This is a genomic window from Saccharothrix mutabilis subsp. mutabilis (assembly GCF_039521145.1).
Taxonomy (GTDB): domain Bacteria; phylum Actinomycetota; class Actinomycetes; order Mycobacteriales; family Pseudonocardiaceae; genus Actinosynnema; species Actinosynnema mutabilis.
In genome coordinates, this window is record NZ_BAAABU010000003.1 from 446,572 (window position 1) to 467,170 (window position 20,599).

A 20,599-nucleotide genomic window follows, 5' to 3' on the forward strand; every position below is an offset into this window, starting at 1 on the left:
TCCCACCCGAAGCGTTCCGAACGCCGTCAGTCGGTCACCTCACGCCGGGACAACGGCTTGGTCGCCGGCCCTTCCAGCACCTCGCCGTCCACCCCGAACCGCGACCCGTGGCACGGGCAGTCCCACGTCCGCTCGGCGTCGTTGAACCGCACCCGGCACCCCAGGTGCGTGCACGTCAGCGACACCGCGTGCAGCGCCCCCGACTCGTCCCGGTACACCCCGGCGTCACCGACGACGCGCGCCGACCCCACCGGCACGTCCCGGGCCGACCTGGTGTCCGACGTGCGCAGCCGGTCGCCGACGAAGCTCACCGCCGCCCGCCCGTTGATCCGCGCCAGCGACGGCAGCGACTTCAACGACACCCGGTGCGGCGAGAACCGCTCCGCCCACGGGTTGTCCCGCCCCAGCATCAGGTCCGACAGGATCATCGCCGCGAACGTCCCCGTCGACAGCCCCCACTTCATGAACCCCGTGGCCACGTAGAGCCGCGACGACCCGGGCGTGTACGACCCGATCATCGGCAACTTGTCGAACGCCGACGGGTCCTGTGCCGACCACCGGTGGGTCACCGACCCGACGTCCCAGTGCCGCCGCGCGAACGCCTCCAACTCGCCGTAGGGGTCACCCGGCGAGTCCCCGGTCGCATGCGAACGTCCACACACGATCAGCAGGTCCTGGTACGCCGACAACGACCACGAAGGACTGCCCGCGCTGATCGCCAACCCGGTCGGCGGCGCGCCCGACCGCAGCTTCACCGCCACGCAGTAGGACCGGTTCGGCTCCAACCGCGAGAAGTACAGCCCCCGGTCCAGGAACGGGTAGTGCGTCGCCACCACCACCCGGTCCGCGGTCAGCGTCCCCGTCTCGGTGACCACCCGGCAGGGTGAACCTTCACTGACCCGGGTCACCCGGCTGTGCTCGTACACGGCCGACCCGTCACCCGGGACCCGCCGCGCCAGCCCCGTCACGTACTTGACCGGGTGCAGCGTGAGCTGGTCGTCCAGCCGCACCGCCGCGAACACCTCGAACGGCACGCCCATGCCCTCGCCCCGGTCCCGGTCCACCGGCAGCCCGGCGCGCGCCGCGGTCAACGCCTCGTGGTCCACGGCGGACAGCTCGTCGGGGCTCAGCGCGAACGTGTAGGCCGGGGCGCGCCGCAGGTCGCAGTCCACCGCCAGGCGCGCCACCTCCGCCACCCCCGCGGTGCTCGCGGCGGCGTAGTCGGCCGCGGCGGACTGGCCGTGCTTGTCGGCGATCGTCGAGTACACGGTGGACTGAAGCGCGGTCACCTTGGCGGTGTTGTTGCCGCTGACCCCGCCGCCCACGCGGTCGGCCTCGACCACCGCCACCGACACGCCCGCCTCTTTCAACCGCAACGCGGTCGTCACCCCGGTGATCCCGCCGCCGATCACCACCACGTCGAAGTGGCCGTCACCCGCCCGAGGGAAAACGTCCTGGTCCGTCGTCCACAGGGAGTGCCGCGCCGTCACCGTGTCATGGCCCATGGTCACCGCGTACCCCGCGCCCGACGGGTTCGAACCGCCGGCGACGGGATATCCCTCCGCCATGACCACACCCGAGCCAGAGGAACCCGACTTCGCCGAGGAGCACACCCGGCCGACCGTCGCCGACGAGCAGGTCAACCAACCCAACACCGAGCCCGACGAGTCGGTGCCGCGCGACGACGCCGGCGGCATGGAGCCCGTGTGATGCGCACCCTGGCCACCCTCGACCAGGTGGTCGACCTGCTCACCGAACACGGCGACCACCTCTTCGTGCGCTGGTCGCAGGGCCCGGACGCGGACGAGGGCCGGCACAGCCGCGACGGGCTGACCGGCGTGCGCCTGCCCGGCCTGTCGGCCAACCCGCTGGCCGTCGAACCGTGGTGGGGCGACCGGTCGCTGCGGCTGTGGGTCGCCCGCCGCCTGCACGACTACCGCCACCTCCAGCACAAGCGCGGCCCCGGCGTGCGGCCGTGGGTGCTCATCGGCAAGGAGGCCGGGCGCGGCCCGGACAACGAGCCGCTGGTGGAGTGCCGCGAGCCGCTGGCGTGGATCGGCGACGACGCACTGGCCGAGTGCGAGGAGCTGGTCGCCGCCCACGCCCGGGAGTGGGGTCCGCTGGACCGGGAGGGCCCGGCACAATCACGCGGGTGACCACGAACTGGGCGGGCAGCTTCACCTTCACCGCGGACCGCGTCGAATCCCCGACCTCCGTCGACGGCGTCCGGCGGGCGGTGGCCGCCGCCGAGCGGGCGCACGTGCTGGGCGCGGGCCACTCGTTCAGCCGGGTCGCCGACACCACCGGCACCCTGATCCGGCTCGACGCGCTGCCGGAGGTGTTCGACCTGGGCCCGGACACGGTCCGGGTGAGCGCCGGGACCCGGCTGGCCGGCCTCGCCGAACGCCTGCACGCCAAGGGGTTCGCGCTGCCCGCCCTGCCCTCGTTGCCGCACGTCACCGTCGCGGGCGCGGTCGCCACCGGCACCCACGGCTCCGGCGACGCCGTCGGCACGCTCGCCGACCTGGTCCGGTCGCTCGACCTGGTCACCGCCGACGGCGACCTGGTGACCTACCGGCGCGGCGAGGCAGCCGACCTCCAGGCGGCCTCGCCCGCCGCGACGGAGTCGCGGCAATCCCACACGGACTTCGACGGCGTGGTGGTGTCGCTGGGCGCGCTCGGCGTGGTGGTGGCGCTGGAACTGGCCGTGGTGCCGACGTTCGACGTCGAGCAGCGGGTCGTGGCCGACGTGCCGCTGGCCGCGCTGGTCGAGCGGTTCGACGACGTGTTCGCCGCCGCCCACAGCGTCAGCGCCTTCACCACCTGGGACGGCACCGCCCGCGTGTGGGTCAAGCGACGCGTCGGCGACCCGCCCGCCGACCTGGCCTGGACCGGCGGCCACGACGCCACCGCGCCGCTGCACCCCGTCCCGGGCCGGCCCGCCCACCACTGCACCGCCCAGCTCGGCGAACCCGGCCCGTGGCACGAGCGGCTGCCGCACTTCCGCGCCGACTTCACCCCCAGCGTCGGCCGCGAGTTGCAGTCGGAGTACTTCGTGCCGCGCGAGCACGCCGCCGCCGCGCTCGCCGCCCTGGCCCGGCTGGACTTCGGCGACCTCCTGCTCACCTCCGAGATCCGCACGATCGCCGCCGACCAGCAGTGGCTGAGCCCCACCTCCGGCCGGGCCAGTGCCGCGTTCCACTTCACCTGGCGGCAGGACGACGCCGTGCACGCCGAACTCGCCCGGATCGAGGACGCGCTGGCGCCCTGGCGGCCCCGGGCGCACTGGGGCAAGCTGTCCACCCGCCCCGGCGACTACCCCGGGCTGCCCCGCTTCGCCCGCCTGCGCGCCGCCCTCGACCCGGCCGGCAAGTTCCGCAACGCGACCCTGGACGGCTGGCTCAGTCCAGCTCTTTGAGGTCCAGGTCCCGCACCCGAGCCGGGTCGGCCAGGATGTCGATCGCGACGATCCGGCCGCCCGACACCGTCATGCCCAGCAGCGACACCGGCACGCCGTGCTCCGTCGACAGCACGCCCAGGCCGCCGTCGATGAGCACCTGCCGGCCCTCGCGCGAGGCCGAGCGGAACGCCAGCGCCCGGCCCGCGACCGCCGCCGCGCCGCGCACCACGGCCCGCTCCGGCTTGAGCGCGCCGAAGTCGACCCGCAGCACCACGTCCGGGTCCAGCACGGCCAGCAGCGCGTCGAAGTCGCCGCCGCGCGCGGCGGCCATGAACGCGTCCACCACCTCCCGCTGCCGGCTCAGGTCGTCGGGCACGGGCGACCCCGTCCGCACCCGCCGCCGCGCCCGGCTCGCGAGCTGGCGCGCGGCGGCCGGGGTGCGCCCGACGATCGGCGCGATCTCCTCGAACGCCACCCCGAACAGGTCGTGCAGCACGAACGCCAACCGCTCGGCCGGCGTCAGCGCCTCCAGCACCACCAGCAGCGCGATCCCGACCGAGTCGGCCACCACCGCCTCGTGCTCGGGGTCGTCGTCGGTGACCGCCTCGGGCACGAACTCGTCCAGCGGGTCCTCCCGCCGCGCCGAGCGCGACCGCAGCATGTCCAGGCACACCCGGCCCACGACCGTGGTCAGCCAGCCGCCGAGGTTGGCGATCCCGTCGGCGTCCGAGCGCCGCAACCGCAGCCACGCCTCCTGGACGGCGTCCTCCGCCTCGCTCGCCGAACCCAGCACCCGGTAGGCCACCGCACGCAGGCGCCCCCGATGGGCGTCGAAGCGCTGCGCCAGGAAAGTGGTGTCGTCCACGGTCGACTTCCTCCGATCACGTTGTGCCGCCACCACCCTGACGGACGCCGCCGCCCGGATGTGACCGCGGTGATCGGATCACGTCATCCGGGCGAACCGGCGCAGGTGGTCCAGGTCGGGAACCAGCACGTCACGGCGGTAGTGGCTGATCACCACCCCGGCCTTGCGCAGGTCGCTGAACGCCTTCTCCGCGGTGCGCGGCTTCATCCCGGCGATCGAGGCCAGTTCGACCTTGGTCAGCGGGATGCCCAGCGTCCAGCCGCCGCGCTCCTCCCGGCCGTAGGAGCCGACCAGCTCGGCCAGCACGCGCGCGACCCGTTCGGCGGCCGAGTGCGACAGGAAGTCCCGGCGGCGCTGGTTGGCCCAGCGCAGCTGGTCGTCGATGACGCCGATCAGCTCCACGAACATGTCGTTGTGGCGGTGCATGAACGCGGTCAGCTCCGCGCTGGTGATCAGCTTGGCCACCACGTCCCCGCAGGTCACGACGGTCGCCGAGCGGGGCTTGTGGTCCAGCGCCGCCATCTCGCCGACCAGGTCGCCCGCGACCCGGACCGCGAGCACGGCGGTGTCCCCGGCCTCGTCGGTGACCTGCACCTTCACCATGCCGTCCAGCAGCAGGTAGGCGTGGCTGTCGCGGGCGTCCTGCTCGATCAGCTCCCGCTCGCCCGCGTAGCGCACGACCGTGCCGACGGTGAGCAGCTCCTGGCGGGTGTGGTCGCGCAGCCGGCCCAGCAGGCTGGCCGCGGGCCACTGCGGGTCGGTGTTGACCGGCCCGTAGGGGGCCGACACGCGGTGCGGCACGGGGCTGCGGGTCAGCGGGATCGCGGGGCGGGTGCGGCTGAGCAGGCGGGCGGCCTCGTCCACCGGGACGTGGACGTCCTCCAGGCTCGCGCCCACGTCCATCGTGTGGGTCTCGCAGGCGCGCAGCTGGTGGGCGATCAGCCGGGCCGCCGGGTGGTCCGCGCCGTGCACCGACGCGACCCGGGCGGCGGCGGTGCGGACCGTGTCCATCGCGCGGCGGGCCTGGGTGTGCGCGCCCTCGACGCGGGCGACCTCCAGCTCGGCGGCGGCCAGGTTGGACTGCGCGACCAGGGTGTGCGGGTCGTCCGGGCCGAGCCGGGCGAACGCGGTGTCCGCGGCGGCGCGCAGGGCGGGCAGGGCGAGCTGGGTCTGCCCGGCGGCGCGGCGCACGCGGGCCAGCTCGAACTCGGCCGAGGCCAGGTTGGAGCGGGCGACCAGGGCCTTCGGGTGGTGCGGGCCCAGGGCGGTGATCGCCCGGTCGCAGGCTTCGCGCAGGTCGTCCACGGCGGTCTGGGCCTCGTCCGCGCTGCCCCGGTCGCGGGCGTCCTGGAAGCGCGAGGACATCAGGTTCACCAGCGCGGCGATCGTGCGCTGGTCGTCCGCGCCGAACGCGGCGGTGGCCCGCCGCAGCTCCGCTTCCAGGACGGGCAGCGCGCCGGCGGGGGTGGCGAGGAGGTCGGGGGTGCCGGAGGAGGGCACGACGCCGATGGCCGCCAGGCCGGCGGTGCCGTGGGGGAGGTGCTGGCGGGCGGCGGCGTGGCCGTAGGGGTGCGTGGCGCGCTCGACCGGCCGGCCGTTGGTGGTGCGGGGGTGCGGCTGGGCGGCCCGCGCCGGCGAGGCGGCGCCTGTCGTGCGGTCGTGCGGCTGCGCGGCCCGCGTCAGCGGGGTGGCGTCGGCTGCGCGGTCGTGCGGCTGGGCGGTGGCGGGCGTGCGCTGGTAGGGCTGCGCGGCTGCGCGGTCGTGCGGCTGGGCCGGGCCGTCCGTGGCGCGGCGGTAGGGCTGCGCGGTGCCGCCGGCGGCCGGGTCGTGGTGGCGGGCGGTCGTTTCGTGGCTGAGCCGGGCCGGTGCCGTCGGGCGCGCGGTGGCGTGCGGCGTGGTGGTGTGCGGCGTGGTGGTGTGCGGCGTGGTGGTGTGCGGCGTGGTGGTGTGCGGCGCGGTGGCGGTGTGGGTGGGGGAGTCGGGGCGGCGGGGGCTGGGCGTGTGCGGCGTCGGTGGGGTGGTTCGGGGGTGAGCGGGGTGGGGGATCGGGACGGCGGGTCCGGCGGTGTCGGTCCGGCGCGCGACCGCGACCAAGGCGCGCTGGTCGCGCACCTTCGAGGCTTCGTCGCTGCCCGGCTCGACCAGGTCGAGCATCGCGTCCAGGAGTTCCTCGCCCGCCTCGGCCGAACCGATCCGGGTCAACGCGGTCACGCAGCGCAGCAGGCGGTCGAGGTGCCGCCTGGCGGTGGTGGCGTCGAGGGTGTCGGCCAGTTCGACCGCCAGGTGCTGGGCCTGGCGACGGTCGGGCGTGGCGCGCGACAGGACGGATTCGAGTTCGACCACTCGGCTGTTCATCCGGCACTCCAGGTGGCTGGTGGTTTGCATCCAGTGGGCATGGGGTGCGACTCGTACTGCCGGCGTGGAATCACTCCCCATAGCGCGAATATCGCGTTGTGCGGGGCCGCGTTAGCCCGACCGGTGACATCGTTATGGTAGGAATGGCCGGACCACCCACAGGGGCCGCAAAAGTGCGGAGACCTCGGGTTCTGCCAGGTGGGCGATTCTCGACTCCACTTCGCGCGGAATTGTCACCGAATGCGTTGGGAGCGCTCCCACAATTGCTCCCGGTCGCGCGTGCGGAACCGGTCGGCGTCGAATGTTCCGACAACGCTGCGTGTTCACCCCACCGAGCGGGATCAACCGGTGAAAACACCCGCTTGGCGTAGTGGTGGGTGACGTGTGACCACAACTCCGATCCGGGCGCTGGTGCCGCCGCGTGCCCCGGCGGCGACGGCCGCGGGAAGGGTGCTTCCGGATGCCCGTCCCCGCCGGCGGCGCTAGCGTGGTGCCGCCCCGGACACCACACCACCCCGGCAGGTGCACCGTGCTCACCACCAACGCCACGCCCGGCACGCCCAACTGGCTCGACGTCGGCAGCCCCGACATCGAGCGCACCGCCGCCTTCTACACCGCGGTGTTCGGCTGGGAGGCCCGCGGCTTCGCGCCCGGTGGCGAGTACGCCCTGTTCCTGCACGGGAACAAGACCGTCGGCGCGGTCGGGACGCTGGACGACGGCGCGTCCTCGGCCTGGACCATCTACTTCCACTCGCCCGACGTGGACAGCACCGCCCGCGCCGCCCGGGAAGCCGGCGGGCGGGTCCGGCTGGAACCGGTCGACGTCCCCGGCGGCGGGCGGCTGGTGCAGCTGACCGACCCCGCCGGCGCGGAGTTCGCCGCGTTCCAACCCGGCGAGAACCCCGGCCTGGAACTGGTCACCGAACCCGGCTCGCTGGCCTGGACCGAGCTGCACAGCCCCGAACCGGACACCGCCCGCGCGTTCTACCGCGCGGTCCTGGGCTGGGACGCCACCGACCTGCCCGTGGCCGAGGGCCGGTACACCGTCTTCACCCCGGCCGGCGGCGACGAGGACGCCTCCTTCGGCGGCGTCGCGCCGCTGCGACCCGGACACCACCCGCACTGGCTGCCCTACATCGAGGTCGCCGACACCGACGCCGCGGTGGCGAAGTCCGCGGCGGAAGGCGGCACGGTCGTCATGCCCGCCACGGATCACGAGGGCGTGGGTCGGACGGCCTGGCTGGCCGACCCGTTCGGCGCGCGGTTCGCCGTCATCACCAGTTCCGCGTGAGCGATCCCCGCCGAAACCGGGGTAGTGCGATCAGGCGACGTTCCTTGTTGGACGACCGCTCACGTTGCTAGCGTGCCCGAGTCGCTGCCCGGCCGGGATGGCACAGCGGGTGCAAGGGAGCACCCGACCTGGGGATGTGTCACACCTTCCACCCGACTTTCCACGTCGGGGTGCCATGACCGAGCCTGGAGGCGCATCGATGACCGTTGCCCACGACGACCCGCACGTCCACCGGCTGTTCGAACGGCTGGCGCTGCTGGCGACCGACCGGCAGGGCGACCCGGAGGCGTTGCACGACCAGCTCGTCGAGCTGGCGGTGGCCAACTCGCCGGAGGTCGCGCGGTACTGGAAGCAGGTCGGCACCGGGGTCGGCATCCCCGCCGACGCCTACAAGGACGGCGGGCCGCACCTGTTCCCCGACGAGCCCGCCGTGCGCGAGTTCCGCACCAGCGGCACCACCGGCGCCGTGCGCGGGCGCGTCCGCTACACCGAACTCGGCTTGGCGCTCAAGGGGATCGCCGTGCGGGCCCACGCCCGCCGCAGCCTCGTCCCGGACCCGGTGAAGCCCGCCGTGGTGGTGTTCGCGCCCAGCGAGCGGGCCGCGCCGGACATGGCGATCGCGTTCGACATGGCCCGCATCCGCGAGGAGTGCGGCGACCCGGACTACAGCGCCTCCGTCATCGGCGCGGACGGTGTGGACTACGAGCTGCTCGCCCGCGCGCTGGACCGCGCCGTCGCCGACGATGTGCCGGTGGTGATGGTCGGCGCGAGCTTCGCCTACGTCAACATCTGCGACCGGCTGGAGGCCGAGGGCCGGCGCTGGGAGTTACCGCCCGGCTCGCGCATGTTCGACGGCGGCGGGTTCAAGGGCCGCTCCCGCGTGATGCGGGTGGACGACCTGCGCGACGCCGTGCGCCGCGTGTTCGGCGTCGAGCGGTTCGGCAACATCTTCGGCATGACCGAGCTGGCCAACCAGCACTACGACGCCACCGACGAACCGGTGGGGCCGCTGGGGGAACGGCCCAAGGCGTGGCAGCACTTCGGCGGCCCCCGCGTCCGCGACCCGCGCACCCGCGAGCACGTCGCCGAAGGCCCGGGCCTGCTGGAGATCACCGACCTCTGCCTGCTCGACCGGCCGCACGTCCTGCTCACCGGCGACCTGGGCATCGCCCACCGCGACGGCGTCGCGATCGCCGGCCGCATCGCCGGCAGCACCAGCCGGGGCTGCTCCCTCTCGCTGGACGAGCTGACCGGAGGGCGCTGACGTGGCGGTGTCCTGGATCCCCGACGGCATGGGGGAAACCGAGACCTTCACCCTGTCCTCCGGCGAGGACGAGTGGCCCGGCTCGCGACCGGTGGACTGGGCGGTCGCCGGGGAGAGCCTGCGGCGCGCCCACGAACGGCTGCGCGAACTGCCCGTGCGGCGGATCGTGGCGGCCGTCGACGCGGTCGCCGAGCGGTGGGCCGAACGCGACTTCCCGCACCGCCGCCGGGTGGTCGCCGACGCCGCCGGGGTGACCGGCATGTCCGAGGAGACCGTCGACCGCGCCCTGGACGCCGAACTGGGCAACCTGCGCGCCGGCTCCCTGCTCGCCGCCCTGGAACGCGAACTCGGCGACCCGGAGGTCCTCGACGGCTTCCGCGGCGGCACGCGGGCGATCGGGCCGCGCGTGACGGTCGCGGTGTTCTCCGGCAACGTCCCCGGCCTGCCCGCGCGGTCGCTGGTGCGGGCGCTGCTGGTCAAGTCCGCCCTGATCGCCAAGATCCCGGCCAAGGAGCCCAACTTCACCGCCGCGTTCCTGCGCTCCCTGCACGAGGTCGAGCCCGTGCTGGCCGACGCCGTCCTGGCCACCTACTGGAGCCGCGACGACGACACCACGCTGTCCGCCGCGCTGGCACAGGCCGACGCCGTCGTCGCCTACGGCAGCGACCAGGCGTGCGCGGCCATCCGCGCCAGGGTCGCGCCCCACCAGGTCTACGAGGAGCACGGCCACAAGCTGTCCTTCGGCATCGTCAGCGACGCCTACTCCCGCCTGCACGGCCCCGCCGAGGTCGCGCGCCGGATCGCCGCCGACTGCAGCGACTTCGACCAGCACGCCTGCCTGTCGCCCCAGGTGTACCTGGTGGATCGGCGGCACGCGCGGGCGGTGGCCGAGCACGTCGCCGACGCAATGCGCCGCGCCGCCGCCGACTGTCCACCCGGGACGGTCGGCGACCAGGACGCGACCGTGTTGCAGCACCGCCGGATCGTCGCCGAGTGGCGGGCGGCGAGTTCGGCGACCGGCGAGGTGTGGGCGGCGGACGGTCTGGAGTGGACGGTCGTGCTGGACGACACCCTGCTGCCGCTCAGCGGCGCGGGCAACCGGGTCGCGCGGATCGTCGCGGTCCCGGACGTGGCCACCGCCGTGGACCTGATGCGCCCGTACGCGAAACACCTGCAGAACGTCGGTCTGGGCGCGGTGGGGGAGGAGTTCTGGCGCACCGCCGAGGACCTGGCCCGCCTCGGCGCCAGCCGGATCGCCGCGCCGGGCGAGATGAGTCGCGCCGGGCTGGAATGGCGGCACGACGGGCAGCCGCGCATCGCCGGCCTGGTGCGGTGGTGCGACGTGGAGAAGCACCCGGAATCGGTCGCCACGGCGGGCTGAATCCGCCGTAGGCTCGACCGCGGGTCCCCGTCCCGGCTGGGCGACGGGGACCGGCTCACGACTGGGGGAAAGGGTACCGCCATGTCCTTTTCGGGTCTGTGCGAACGCGACGCCCGCCGCGTCGCCGACACCGTCGCCTTCATCGGGCGCACCGGCACGCGGGAGGCGCTGGACGCGGTCTTACCGGGCCTGGACCTGGTCCGCCACCTGGACTTCGCGCACGGCGCGCTGCTGGTCGTCGCGCCGGACGCGGACGCCGTCGCGGCGGACCTGGTGCGGCTGGGCGTGCGCCCGCGCGACCCGGTGCCCAGCGTGGTGGTGCGCGACCGGTTGGCGCAGCGGCTGGGCCGGGAGGACCTCGACGTGCGGATCGTGCACGCCGTCGTCGGCGCGGGACCGCGCGAGGTCGAGGTCTTCGTGCTGCGCGGGGACTTCCCGGACGTGCCCGGCGACGAGGAGCACCTGGCGTTCCGCGCGGCCACCGACGACGACGTGGTGCTGCGCGGCGTCTACGAGCACCTGGCCGACGCCGGCCTCACGCCCGACGGGGGCGGGTACAACAAGCACGAGGACGTCACCGTGCTGTACCTGCGGGGCGCGCGGCGCATGGAGCTGACCGTGCCGGGTCACCGGGAATCGTTGCTGCGCAGGCACCTGGGCCGCCCCGACCAGCCCCGGCGCGACCTGCTGCGGCTGATGAGCGGCGCGTGGCGGACGCGGTCGCTGGCCGTGGTGGCGGAACTGGGCGTGCCGGACCTGTTGGCCGACGGGCCGCGCACGACCGCCGACCTGGCGGCGGCCTGCGGCGCGCGGGAGGACAACCTCGGGCGCGTGCTGCGCTACCTGGCGGCGCTGGGCGTGTTCGCGCTGGACCGGAACGGGTGGGTGCTGACCGAGACCGGGGCGTTGCTGCGCGGTGACGTCGAGGGGTCGCAGCGGGACCTGGCGCGGCTGTACGGCGGGCTGTTCTACCGGTCGTTCTCGGCGCTGGAGCACACCGTGCGCACCGGCGAGTCGGCGTTCACCCACGTGTTCGGGGCCGACCCGTTCGACCACTTCGCCGCGCACCCGGCCGACGCGCGGCTGTTCGAGAGCGCGATGGCGGCCGGGACGAGCTTCCTCAAGATCGTGCCCACGGCGCTGGACCTGCCCGCCGAGGGCGTCGTCGTGGACGTCGCCGGCGGTGACGGCCACCTGCTGGGGTACGTGCTGGGCTGCGCGCCGGGCCTGCGCGGCGTCCTGTTCGACCGGCCGCACGTCATGGACCCGGCGCGGGCCGTGCTGTCCCGGTTCGGCTGCGCGGACCGGGTTTCCCTGGTGCCGGGCGACTTCTTCCGGGACCCGGTGCCCGCCGGCGCGGTGTACCTGCTGTCGCGCATCCTGCACGACTGGGACGACGAGCGGTGCGCGACCATCCTGGGCGGCATCCGCGCCGCCGCCGCGCCCGGCGCGCGGCTGGTGGTGGTCGAACGGCCGGTGCCCGAGACCCACCTGGAGGAACTCCCGCTGGCGTGGGACGTGCACATGATGGTCAACAACGTCCACGGCCGCGAGCGCACGCCCATCGAGTACCGGAACCTGTTGGCGGCCAACGGTTTCCGGCTGGACGAGATCCGGCCGTTGCCGCTGGACATGGCGGTGCTGGCGGCCACGGCCGTGTAATCTCCGCAAGTCGTCCCACGGGTCGGAAATCCGTTTCGCCCGCGTCCGGGTGAGCGGCGATGATGGGTGCCATGGCTCATGTGAGCGCTCCCATCAAGCCTGGTCGGCCGTTCGTCCCGTTGCTGGCGGTGAGCCTGCTGACGGGCGTCGGGTACGCGCTGGCGTTCCCGTTCCTGTCGTTGTTCCTGGTGAAGGAGCTGGGTGCGAGCCCGTTCGCGACGGGGGCGTTCCTGCTGTCGGGGGCGATGTCGTCGCTGGTGGTCAGCACGCTCATCGGGCGGCTGTCGGACGCGCGGGCGGTGCGGCGCAACCTCATGGTCGTCGCGTCGCTGGCCGGTGCTGCCGGATATGCGTTGTTCGCGGTGGTGCGCGACTACTGGCTGCTGCTGGTGGTGTCGATCGCCCTGCTGTCGGTGGCGTCGGTGCTGATGCCGCAGTTGTTCGCGTATGCCCGGCAGGTGCTGGAACGCAGTGGCTCGACCCGTGCGCCGTTGGCGATCAGCGCGTTGCGCACCATGATGTCGGTGTCGTGGGTGGGCGGGCCGCCGCTGGCGGCGTTGCTGATCGACGTCAGCGGGTTCGTCGGCCTGTTCGGCGTGGCGGCGGTGATCTGCCTGCTGGGCGCGGGCGTGACGGCGTTCCTGCTGGACGAGCCGGGCCTGGACGAGGCGACCCGCGGGGCCGGCGGCGGGGGCGGGTTGCGGCGGGACATCGCGTTCGCGGCCGTGGCGTTCACCCTGTTGCAGGGGGCGTCGCAGCTGGGCGTGGTCGCGATGCCGTTGTTCATCGCCGACGTCCTGCGCGGTTCGACGTCCGACGCCGGGCTGGTGCTCGGCCTGTGCGCGGCGTTGGAGATCCCGCTGATGCTCGGTCTCGGCGCGTTGGGCATGCGCGTCGACCTGCGACGCATCGTCCTGGCCGGTGGCGCCGTCGCGCTGGCCTACTACGCGGTCATGCTGATGACGACGGCGACGTGGCAGGTCCTGGCGGCGCAGCTGCTGCACGCGGCGGTGATCTCCGCGGTGATGGGCGTGGGCATCTCCTTCTTCCAGGACATCGCACCGGACCGGCCCGGCTACGCTACGACGCTGTATACCAACACGATGAAGGTCAGCGGCATGCTGTCCGGTCCGCTGTTGGCGTTGTCGGCGGTGTTCGGCTACCGGAGCGCCTACGCGATCGGGTTGGTGATGTCCGTGCTGGGCGTGGCCTTCTTGGTGGCGGCCCGCCACCGCTGAATCCGGGGGATTTCGATGGACCTGTTGGCGAGGCAGGACGAGTTGCAGGCCGAGGCGGAGGACGTGCTCGCGGCGCTGGAGCTGGTGCCGGCCCTGTCCGCGCTGGGCCGTCCCGTGCGGGTGGGCAGCTCGGCGCTCGGCCTGATGGTGCGGCGGGACATCGACATCACCGTGGTGGTGCCGAAGCTGGACATGGCCCCGGTGGCGTCGTTGGGCGCGACCCTGGCGAACCACCCGGACGTGCGGACCGTGCAGATCCGCGACGACACGGGCCACTGGAACACCGACCCGGACTACCCGGACGGCCTCTACCTGGGCGTGACGTACGGGCAGGGGTGGAACCTGGACGTCTGGTTCGTGGACGAGCCCGACCGCCAGCCCGACCTGCGGCACGTGGCCACGTTCCCGGCGCGGCTGACCGCCGAGACGCGGGCGGCGATCCTGCGCGTCAAGCAGGACTACCCGCAGTACCGGAGCCTGGAGCTGTACGAGGCCGTGCTGGACGGCGGCGTGCGCACGGTCGAGGAGTACCTCCGGTGGCGTGAATCCCGCTGAGGTGTCCGCCCTTTTCGGGAGAACCCGCCGGTGGGGCTTGCTAGACCTTTCCCCTCAGGGGAGGGGGCCAAGTGGCGGACGGACGGCGAATCGGCGGGGCCGGAGGCGGCAGCGACCCGGCGAACAAGAGCAACGCGGGGGCCGTGCTGCTCGCGGGGGTGGTGGCGGTGGGGGCGCTGGGTGGCGGGGCCGGGGTGAGCACCATCGGCGAGCTGACCGGCGGCGCCACCGGCGGCCAGAGCGTGTCGGTGCGCAAGGCGGAAGGCCGCAAGGACGCCAAGCGGGGTGACGCCGACGCGGCCTGGCGGCGGTTCTCGATGCGGGAGAAGCGCCGGTCCACCCTCCAGCGGGCGGAGTGCGTGGCCTCGTCGTTCGGGCAGGTCCAGGAGTACTTCCTGCGCCACCGGTGCACGTCCATGGACAGTATCCTCATCGCCGTCGAGGACGACTCCGGTGGCACCGCGCTGATCTCGGTGGTCTGGGTCGGCTTCGCCACCGCCCGCGACGCCGGCGGGTTCAAGCGCCTGATGGACAAGCACGCCACCGGCGACGTCACGCCCTTGCCCGCGTCCCTCCTGGGCCTGCCCGCGACGACCTTCCACGGCCACAACTACGGCTCCGACCAGGACCGCACGGTGGTCACCGTGGCCGAGGCGGAGGCCGCGACCGGTCACCTGCCGGCGGAGGTCCTCGACGCCCTGGCCGAGACCGCCGCCGCCCTGCCCAAGCCCTGACCGGGGATCAGGTGAACGCGGCCTTCCTGGCCGCTCGGCGCAACGTCCGCAGCAGCACCGGACCGGTGATCAACACCAGGACCACCGTCGTCACCGCCCGCCCGATGTCCCACCCCAACGACGTCGCCACGCTGAACCCGGCCAGCCGCACCAGGTTGTCCACCAGCGGCGCGCCCGGCACGTACGACAGGCTCGTGCTCTCGGCGCTCAACGCGAACGGCCAGAACGACAGGTTCAGCAGCAGCCCGTACACCAGCGACGCCAGCGCGCTGTAGACCGCCAGCATCGTCAACTCGCCTCGTCCCCGGAGCGGAGGCAGCAGACCAGCCCCCAGGGCGACCCACGACGACGCCAACATCTGGTAAGGCAGCCACGGCCCGATGCCTCCGGTGAGCAACGCCGACGCGAACAACATCGTGTTGCCCAGCACGAACCCGAACCCCGGCCCGAACACCCGCCCACCCAGCACGAGCAGGAAGAACACCGTCTCGATCCCGGCGGTCCCCGCGCCCAGCGGCCGGATCGCCGCGCCCAGCGCCGACAGCACGCCCAGCACCGCCACGGCCTTCGCGTCCATCCCGCCGGAGCTGATCTCGGCCAGCGCCACCGCCAGCACCAGCGGCAACAGCAGGGCGAAGATCCACGGGGACCGCACGCCGCCGGCCCCGGCCGTGACGAACAACGGCCAGCAGAAGGCGACCACGCCCATCACCGCCGACCCGGCCAGGGCGACGGCCGCCCGCGCGCGAACCGGGACGCTCACCGGGCCGCCAACGCCCGCGCGACCTCGGCGACGGTCAGCCACGGCTCGGGCGCGAGCACCTTCGCCACCTGCGGCGAGAACGTCGGCGACGCCGTCACCATCTCGCCGGTCGGCCCGTCGGCCACGACCTCGCCGTCGGCCAGCACCACCACGCGGGTCGCGTACTCGGCCACGAACTCGACGTCGTGGGTGGCCAGCACCACCGCGTGCCCGGCGGCGGCCAGTTCGCCCAGCGCCTCGGCCAGCTTCGTCTTCGCCGGGTAGTCCAACCCGCGCGTGGGCTCGTCCAGCAGCACCACCCGCGGCGACGGGGTCAGCGCCACCGCGAGCACCAGCGCCAACCGCTGGCCTTCGGACAGGTCCCGCGGGTGCCGGTCGTCCGGGATGCCCGGCGCCAGCCGGTCCAGCAGCGCGCGGCACGTGCCCGCCGGTTTCGCGGACTCGCGGTCGGCCTGCCCGCACTCCGCACCGACGGTGTGCAGGTACAGCAGGTCACCGGGTTGCTGGGGCACCAACCCGACCGCGCGGCGGCGCGGCGCGGGCTTGAGCGACGCCGGGTCCACGCCCTCCACGAGCACCTCGCCGCCGGACCGCTTGCCGGTGCCCTGCACCGCCCACAACAGGCTGGACTTGCCCGACCCGTTGCGCCCCATCAACGCCACCCGCTCGCCCGCGCCGACCGCGAGCGACACGCCCCGGACCGCCTCGACCGGCCCGTACCGCACCCGGACGTCCGCCGCCCGCACCACCGGCGACCCCGTCACCGGCTGCGCCGGGGGCGGCGCGCCGAGCGAGGACCGCAGGTCACCGGCCCGCCGCCGCGCGTCGCGGATGGACACCGGCACCGGGTCCCACCCGGCCAACTGCCCCAACCGCACCACGGGTGGCGCGACCGGCGCGGCGGCCAGCACCGGGCCGGGGTCGCCCGCGACGACGGTGCCGTCCGACGACAGCCACACCACGCGGTCGGCGTACTGGGCCACCCGTTCCAGGCGGTGTTCGGCGATCAGCACGGTCATGCCCAGGTCGTGCACCAGCCGGTGCAGGGCGGCCAGGACGTCCTCCGCCGCGCCCGGGTCCAGCGCGGAGGTGGGTTCGTCCAGCACCAGCACGCGCGGGTGGGCGGTGAGGGCCGCGCCGACCGCGACCCGCTGTTGCTGGCCGCCGGACAGCGTGGTCAGCGGCCGGTGGCGCAGGTCGGCCAGGCCGAGCAGGTCCAGGGTCTCCTCGACGCGCTTGCGCATCACCGGGTTGGGCAGGCCGAGCGACTCCATCGAGTACGCCAGCTCCTCCTCGACCGAGTCGGTGACGAACCCGGCCTGCGGGTCCTGCCCGACCAGGCCCACCACGTCGGCGAGGTCGCGGGGCGGGTGGGTGCGGGTGTCGCGGCCGTCGACCAGGACCCGGCCGCGCAGGACGCCGCCGGTGAAGTGGGGGACCAGGCCGTTGACCGCGCGCAGCAGGGTGGACTTGCCCGCGCCGGTCCGGCCCACGACCAGGCACAGCTCGCCCTCGGGCACCTCCAGGTCCACTCCGGACAGCGCCGGGGCGGGGGTGCCGGGGTAGGTGAAGGTGACGTCCTCGAACCGGATCATGGCTTCTTCCGATCGGCGATCAGCACGGGCGCGAGCGCGCACAGCAGTCCCAGCGCGGGCAGCGGCGGCAGGTCGGGCGCGGTCAGCGGGACGGTCGGCATGACCAGGTCCGGCCCCAGGACCGCCGTCACCGCCGCGACCAGGCCGGACGCGACGACCAGCGCCTCCCGCCGCCCCCACGTGTCGGGCCGGTACCGGCTGCGGCGCACCCGCCGCGACCCCGTCCACAGCCCGGCCGCCGCCAGCGCCGCGCCCACCGCGAGCATCGAGAAGCCCGCGGTGCCGTTGTCCAGCAGCGCGTACGCGCCGACGCACAGCCCGAGCAGGCCGCCCAGCACCAGGAACCCGGTCAGCACCCGGGTCCGGGTGGGCAGGCCCGCGTTGCGGCCGTAACCGCGCGAGTCCATCGCCGCCGCCAGCACCAGGGACCGCTCGAACGCGTCCTCCAGCACCGGCGCCAGCAGCAGCTTCACCGCCCGCACACCGCGCACGACGTCACCGCGCAACGCCCGCGCCCGCCGCACCGACCGGGCGCTGGCGACCAGCTGCGGCGCGACGGTCATCGCCACCACGACCGCCACGCTGACCTCGTAGAGCGCGGCGGGCAGCGACCGCAGCAGCCGCTTGGCGTTTGCCAGGGCGTTGGCCGCGCCCACACAGCACAGCAGGGTGGCCAGTTGCAGGCCCTGGCACAGCGCGAACACCAGGCCTTCGGCGGTCAGCGGTCCGCCGAGCCGGATGCCGCGCGCCCAGTCCGGCAGCGGCACCTCGGGCAGGTCCAGCAGGACGGTCGGCCCGTCCACCCCGCCCAGCACGACGTGGAACAGCACCCGGACGCCCAGCACGGCGAGCCCGAACTTGAAGAACACGCCGTAGGAGTCCGCCCACGGGCTGTCCTGGCGGCAGGTGACGGCGACGAACCCGGCGACCGCGACGACCAGGCCCAGCACGACGGGGTTGGTGGCCCGGCTCGCGACGACCGCCAACCCCAACGCCCACAGCCACCACGCGCCGGGGTGCACCGCCCCACTCACGAACCGCTGCCGCCGGCCGACTCGGCCCGCCGCCGGGCGACCCACCAACCGGCCGCGCCCAACGCGGCCATCACGCCGACGCCGAGGATCAACCCGACCGGCACGCCACCGCCCTCCGACGACTGCCCGGCTGTCGGCACCACGCTCGCCGACGCCGCGCCGGGGCTGGTCGGCCGCCCGGTCTCGCTCGCGGAGGTGGCGGGGGTCGGACCGGTCGCGGTGGTCTGGCCCGCCGCGGCGTCGCTGCTCGTCGGTGCGGGCTGCCCGGCGCTCGGTTGCCCGGTCGGCTGCCCGGCCCCCGGCTGGTTCGGCGCGGGCTGGCCCGGCGGCTGTGGCTGCGGCTGCGGTTGTGGCTGTGGCTGTGGTTGAGGTTGTGGCTGGGGAGCGGGGGCGGGTGGGGCGGTGCCGGGCTGTCCGCCCGCGCCGAAGGCCCACCCCTCGACACTGCCGGGCGCGGGGTCGTAACCCGACGCGCCGGCGCTGCTGTAGCTCCACGACCCGCCGGGCGTGCCGTGCCAATAGGACCAGTAGGCCGTGTTCGGCGCGGCGTTCGCGCACTGGTCACTCTCGGGAGCCCCGTTGATCCGGCACACGAACCCGGGCTGCCGGCTGGCCAGGTCGAAGGCGAACCCCGCCCCGCCCAACGCCGCCAACCCGCTGGCCGGGTCGCCCGGAGCGCAGCCGGTCCGCACACCGCCGCCCAACGACCCGAAGTCCACGACCACGGTCACCCCGGAACACCCCGCCGCCGACGCCGGGACGGGCGCGCCGAGCAGCACCAACCCCAGCGCCACCAGCGGCGCGGACCACCGGGGGACCACCGGCGGCGCGAGTGGCAGCCTCATCGGCGGACAGGGGCGACGCGGCGGCGGCCCAGCACCAGGGCCAGCGCGCCGGCGACGACGAGCAGCGTGCCCAGCCACAGCGCGGGCGTGACCGGCACACCGGTGCGGGCCAGCACCTCGGGCTGCTGCGCCTGCGGGCCGGCCGGCGCGGGCGGGGTCGCGACCTCCGTGGCCGGGGCGGTGCAGTCGAGCACGGGCGCGGCGGCCTTCGCCCGCGCCGAGGTCAGGGTGGCGAAACCGGTGCCCACCAGGCCCAGCACGGCCTGCGCGGTGGCGCGGTTGGCGTTGGCGGGGGAGAAGCCCTTGGCGTCGTAGGCGATCGCGCCCGTGTTGGCGTCGCCGCAGCCGACCTGGAGCGCCCTGAGGTAGGCGACCGCCTTGTCCGCGGCGGCCGTCGAGCCCGCCACGCGCAGCGCCTGCGCGGCCAGGCCGGTGGTGTTGGCGTTGGTCGTGGTGCCCGCCTCACCCTTTTGCAGCACGTCGATGAACCCGCCGTCGGCCTGCTGCTGCTCGACCAGCCACTTCACGCCGGCGGCGGCGACCTTGGCCGGGTCGGTGGCCTCCTTGGCCGGGTCGGCGGCGTCCTCGGCCGGGTTGGCGGCGTCCTTGGCCGGGTCGGCGGCGTCCTCGGTCGGGTCGGCGGCGGCCCGCTCGGCCGGGTTGACGGCGAGGAGGGCTTGGACGGCCATCGCGGTCGCGTCCACCTGCGGCACGCACGTGGCCGCCGCCAGCTCCAGCGGGAACCCGCCGCCGGGGCAGGCGCTCTTCGCCAGGTAGTCCACGGCGGCCTCGGGCGCGGTGCCGTGCCGCTCCAGCGCGAGGACGGCGAAGGACTGGCTGAAGCCGTTGCTGTAGTCGCCGGGGTAGGGCGACTTGTCGGAGAACCGGCCCGACGGCGTGAGCAGCGAGTTCAGCCCGGCGATCAGGTCCACGCCGCCGAACGCGGTCGGGTCCTCGCCCCGGACCTGCGCCGTCAGGGCCAGCTTGGCGTAGGCGCCGGCGTAGGAGGTGTCCTTGGGGTCGCCGAGGTAGCCGGGCAGCACCGCGGGCTTGGCCAGCCACGCGGTCGCCTTGAGCGCGTTGTCCTCGGCGACGCCAGCGGCGGCGAACGCCAGCACCGCGTCGATCGTGCCGCCGTGGTCGGGGTAGAGCTTGCCGCCGTAGTCGACCTCGAACCGCTCGCCGTCGACCAGTTGGCGGGCCAGCCAGCCCGCGCCGGCCCCGGCGGGTGAGGTCGTGACCTGTTCGGCGTAAGCGGGGGTGGCCGCGAACACCGACAGCGCGGCGGCGGCGACGGCGGCGGTCCGTCTGATCGACATGGTGCGACCTTTCCGGGGGTGGACGTGAGCGGACCCCGGACAGCCGTGAGACGACCCCCAGGCTCCGACCCGCTGACCTCGACGGGTGTCTGGAGCGTTGCGCGCATGGCAGGCGTTCGGGCTCGTCCGGGTGGACCTACCGTTGCGGGTCAGCGCCGGACTTCGACCGGCTTCCCCCGCACATGCGCGATTGCAGATCGTCTGTCAGACGACACAGCGTGTCAATCCGCCTGTAGCGCGATGCTCCTCACCCTCTGCAACCGTTACCGTCGGTCGATCAATCCTGGGGAAGAGGGGT

Annotated in this window: 18 protein-coding genes and 1 riboswitch; of the genes, 10 read left to right on the plus strand and 8 right to left on the minus strand. The window is 74.4% G+C overall.

The annotated features are described in order from the left end of the window. Positions 1-26 precede the first annotated feature (26 nt). Positions 27-1,568, minus strand: a complete 1,542-nt coding sequence (locus ABD126_RS09665; protein WP_343933371.1) for an FAD-dependent oxidoreductase — start codon at positions 1,566-1,568, stop codon at positions 27-29. On the opposite strand from ABD126_RS09665, the gene ABD126_RS09670 reads away from it, so the two are divergent. From ABD126_RS09670 to ABD126_RS09680, 3 genes are read left to right on the plus strand one after another with little or no spacing between them, the layout of a single operon-like run. Then, a complete protein-coding gene (locus ABD126_RS09670; protein WP_343933372.1) occupies positions 1,567-1,710 on the plus strand; it encodes a hypothetical protein in 144 nt (47 codons plus the stop codon). The genes ABD126_RS09665 and ABD126_RS09670 overlap by 2 nt on opposite strands. Further along, on the plus strand, positions 1,710-2,156 hold the full coding sequence (locus ABD126_RS09675) for a DUF6098 family protein (RefSeq protein ID WP_343933373.1): 447 nt from the start codon (positions 1,710-1,712) through the stop codon (positions 2,154-2,156). The genes ABD126_RS09670 and ABD126_RS09675 overlap by 1 nt, the downstream gene beginning before the upstream one ends. Next, positions 2,153-3,418 (plus strand): FAD-binding protein, encoded by a 1,266-nt coding sequence (locus tag ABD126_RS09680; protein ID WP_343933374.1) that lies wholly within the window; start codon positions 2,153-2,155, stop codon positions 3,416-3,418. Before ABD126_RS09675 ends, ABD126_RS09680 begins: the two co-directional genes overlap by 4 nt. Here the strand turns inward: ABD126_RS09680 and ABD126_RS09685 are convergent. Both ABD126_RS09685 and ABD126_RS09690 read right to left on the minus strand, forming a co-directional pair. Beyond that, the gene (locus ABD126_RS09685; protein WP_343933375.1) at positions 3,402-4,265 is read right to left on the minus strand and encodes a sigma-70 family RNA polymerase sigma factor; all 864 of its coding nucleotides are present in this window, start codon (positions 4,263-4,265) and stop codon (positions 3,402-3,404) included. The two genes, ABD126_RS09680 and ABD126_RS09685, sit on opposite strands and share 17 nt — an antisense overlap. 78 nt (positions 4,266-4,343) lie before the next feature. Then, entirely contained in the window at positions 4,344-6,620 is a 2,277-nt protein-coding gene (locus tag ABD126_RS09690; RefSeq protein WP_343933376.1) for a cyclic nucleotide-binding domain-containing protein, read from the minus strand. Positions 6,621-7,149: 529 nt separating this feature from the next. On the opposite strand from ABD126_RS09690, the gene ABD126_RS09695 reads away from it, so the two are divergent. The 7 genes from ABD126_RS09695 (at position 7,150) to ABD126_RS09725 (ending at position 14,745) form a co-directional block, all read left to right on the plus strand. Further along, entirely contained in the window at positions 7,150-7,911 is a 762-nt protein-coding gene (locus ABD126_RS09695) for a VOC family protein (protein WP_343933377.1), read from the plus strand. A 199-nt stretch (positions 7,912-8,110) separates the two neighbouring features. Beyond that, positions 8,111-9,175 carry an acyl-CoA reductase gene (locus ABD126_RS09700; RefSeq protein WP_343933378.1) on the plus strand — a complete coding sequence of 355 codons (1,065 nt, stop codon included), beginning with the start codon at positions 8,111-8,113 and terminating at the stop codon, positions 9,173-9,175. A 1-nt stretch (position 9,176) separates the two neighbouring features. Beyond that, entirely contained in the window at positions 9,177-10,556 is a 1,380-nt protein-coding gene (locus ABD126_RS09705; RefSeq protein ID WP_343933379.1) for an acyl-CoA reductase, read from the plus strand. An 81-nt stretch (positions 10,557-10,637) separates the two neighbouring features. Further along, on the plus strand, positions 10,638-12,218 hold the full coding sequence (locus ABD126_RS09710) for a methyltransferase (RefSeq protein ID WP_343933380.1): 1,581 nt from the start codon (positions 10,638-10,640) through the stop codon (positions 12,216-12,218). Positions 12,219-12,289: 71 nt separating this feature from the next. Further along, the gene (locus ABD126_RS09715) at positions 12,290-13,456 is read left to right on the plus strand and encodes a sugar efflux transporter (protein ID WP_343933382.1); all 1,167 of its coding nucleotides are present in this window, start codon (positions 12,290-12,292) and stop codon (positions 13,454-13,456) included. Between the two features lie 15 nt (positions 13,457-13,471). Further along, complete coding sequence (locus ABD126_RS09720) at positions 13,472-14,011, plus strand: hypothetical protein (protein WP_343933383.1); 540 nt, start codon at positions 13,472-13,474, stop codon at positions 14,009-14,011. 71 nt (positions 14,012-14,082) lie between these two features. After that, on the plus strand, positions 14,083-14,745 hold the full coding sequence (locus ABD126_RS09725) for a hypothetical protein (RefSeq protein ID WP_343933384.1): 663 nt from the start codon (positions 14,083-14,085) through the stop codon (positions 14,743-14,745). 7 nt (positions 14,746-14,752) lie between these two features. Here the strand turns inward: ABD126_RS09725 and ABD126_RS09730 are convergent, their stop codons facing one another. The 5 genes from ABD126_RS09730 to ABD126_RS09750 are packed head-to-tail and all read right to left on the minus strand — an operon-like array spanning position 14,753 to position 20,301. Continuing rightward, the gene (locus ABD126_RS09730) at positions 14,753-15,454 is read right to left on the minus strand and encodes an ECF transporter S component (protein ID WP_425542782.1); all 702 of its coding nucleotides are present in this window, start codon (positions 15,452-15,454) and stop codon (positions 14,753-14,755) included. A 50-nt stretch (positions 15,455-15,504) separates the two neighbouring features. Further along, positions 15,505-17,103 (minus strand): ABC transporter ATP-binding protein, encoded by a 1,599-nt coding sequence (locus ABD126_RS09735; protein ID WP_343933386.1) that lies wholly within the window; start codon positions 17,101-17,103, stop codon positions 15,505-15,507. Beyond that, positions 17,100-18,137, minus strand: a complete 1,038-nt coding sequence (locus tag ABD126_RS09740; RefSeq protein ID WP_343933387.1) for a CbiQ family ECF transporter T component — start codon at positions 18,135-18,137, stop codon at positions 17,100-17,102. Before ABD126_RS09740 ends, ABD126_RS09735 begins: the two co-directional genes overlap by 4 nt. Then, complete coding sequence (locus ABD126_RS09745) at positions 18,134-18,982, minus strand: hypothetical protein (RefSeq protein WP_343933388.1); 849 nt, start codon at positions 18,980-18,982, stop codon at positions 18,134-18,136. Before ABD126_RS09745 ends, ABD126_RS09740 begins: the two co-directional genes overlap by 4 nt. Beyond that, the gene (locus tag ABD126_RS09750) at positions 18,979-20,301 is read right to left on the minus strand and encodes a peptidase (protein ID WP_343933389.1); all 1,323 of its coding nucleotides are present in this window, start codon (positions 20,299-20,301) and stop codon (positions 18,979-18,981) included. Before ABD126_RS09750 ends, ABD126_RS09745 begins: the two co-directional genes overlap by 4 nt. Positions 20,302-20,391: 90 nt before the next feature. Beyond that, positions 20,392-20,533: riboswitch (cobalamin riboswitch) on the minus strand. Between the last annotated feature and the right edge of the window lie 66 nt (positions 20,534-20,599).

Bases quoted from the DNA above. Each gene is read 5' to 3' on its own strand.
- ABD126_RS09670 (WP_343933372.1), top strand. From the start codon at position 1,567: ATGACCACACCCGAGCCAGAGGAACCCGACTTCGCCGAGGAGCACACC.
- ABD126_RS09665 (WP_343933371.1), bottom strand. From the start codon at position 1,568: ATGGCGGAGGGATATCCCGTCGCCGGCGGTTCGAACCCGTCGGGCGCG.
- ABD126_RS09675 (WP_343933373.1), top strand. From the start codon at position 1,710: ATGCGCACCCTGGCCACCCTCGACCAGGTGGTCGACCTGCTCACCGAA.
- ABD126_RS09690 (WP_343933376.1), bottom strand. From the start codon at position 6,620: ATGAACAGCCGAGTGGTCGAACTCGAATCCGTCCTGTCGCGCGCCACG.
- ABD126_RS09700 (WP_343933378.1), top strand. From the start codon at position 8,111: ATGACCGTTGCCCACGACGACCCGCACGTCCACCGGCTGTTCGAACGG.
- ABD126_RS09710 (WP_343933380.1), top strand. From the start codon at position 10,638: ATGTCCTTTTCGGGTCTGTGCGAACGCGACGCCCGCCGCGTCGCCGAC.
- ABD126_RS09715 (WP_343933382.1), top strand. From the start codon at position 12,290: ATGGCTCATGTGAGCGCTCCCATCAAGCCTGGTCGGCCGTTCGTCCCG.
- ABD126_RS09720 (WP_343933383.1), top strand. From the start codon at position 13,472: ATGGACCTGTTGGCGAGGCAGGACGAGTTGCAGGCCGAGGCGGAGGAC.
- ABD126_RS09730 (WP_425542782.1), bottom strand. From the start codon at position 15,454: ATGGGCGTGGTCGCCTTCTGCTGGCCGTTGTTCGTCACGGCCGGGGCC.
- ABD126_RS09735 (WP_343933386.1), bottom strand. From the start codon at position 17,103: ATGATCCGGTTCGAGGACGTCACCTTCACCTACCCCGGCACCCCCGCC.
- ABD126_RS09745 (WP_343933388.1), bottom strand. From the start codon at position 18,982: ATGAGGCTGCCACTCGCGCCGCCGGTGGTCCCCCGGTGGTCCGCGCCG.
- ABD126_RS09750 (WP_343933389.1), bottom strand. From the start codon at position 20,301: ATGTCGATCAGACGGACCGCCGCCGTCGCCGCCGCCGCGCTGTCGGTG.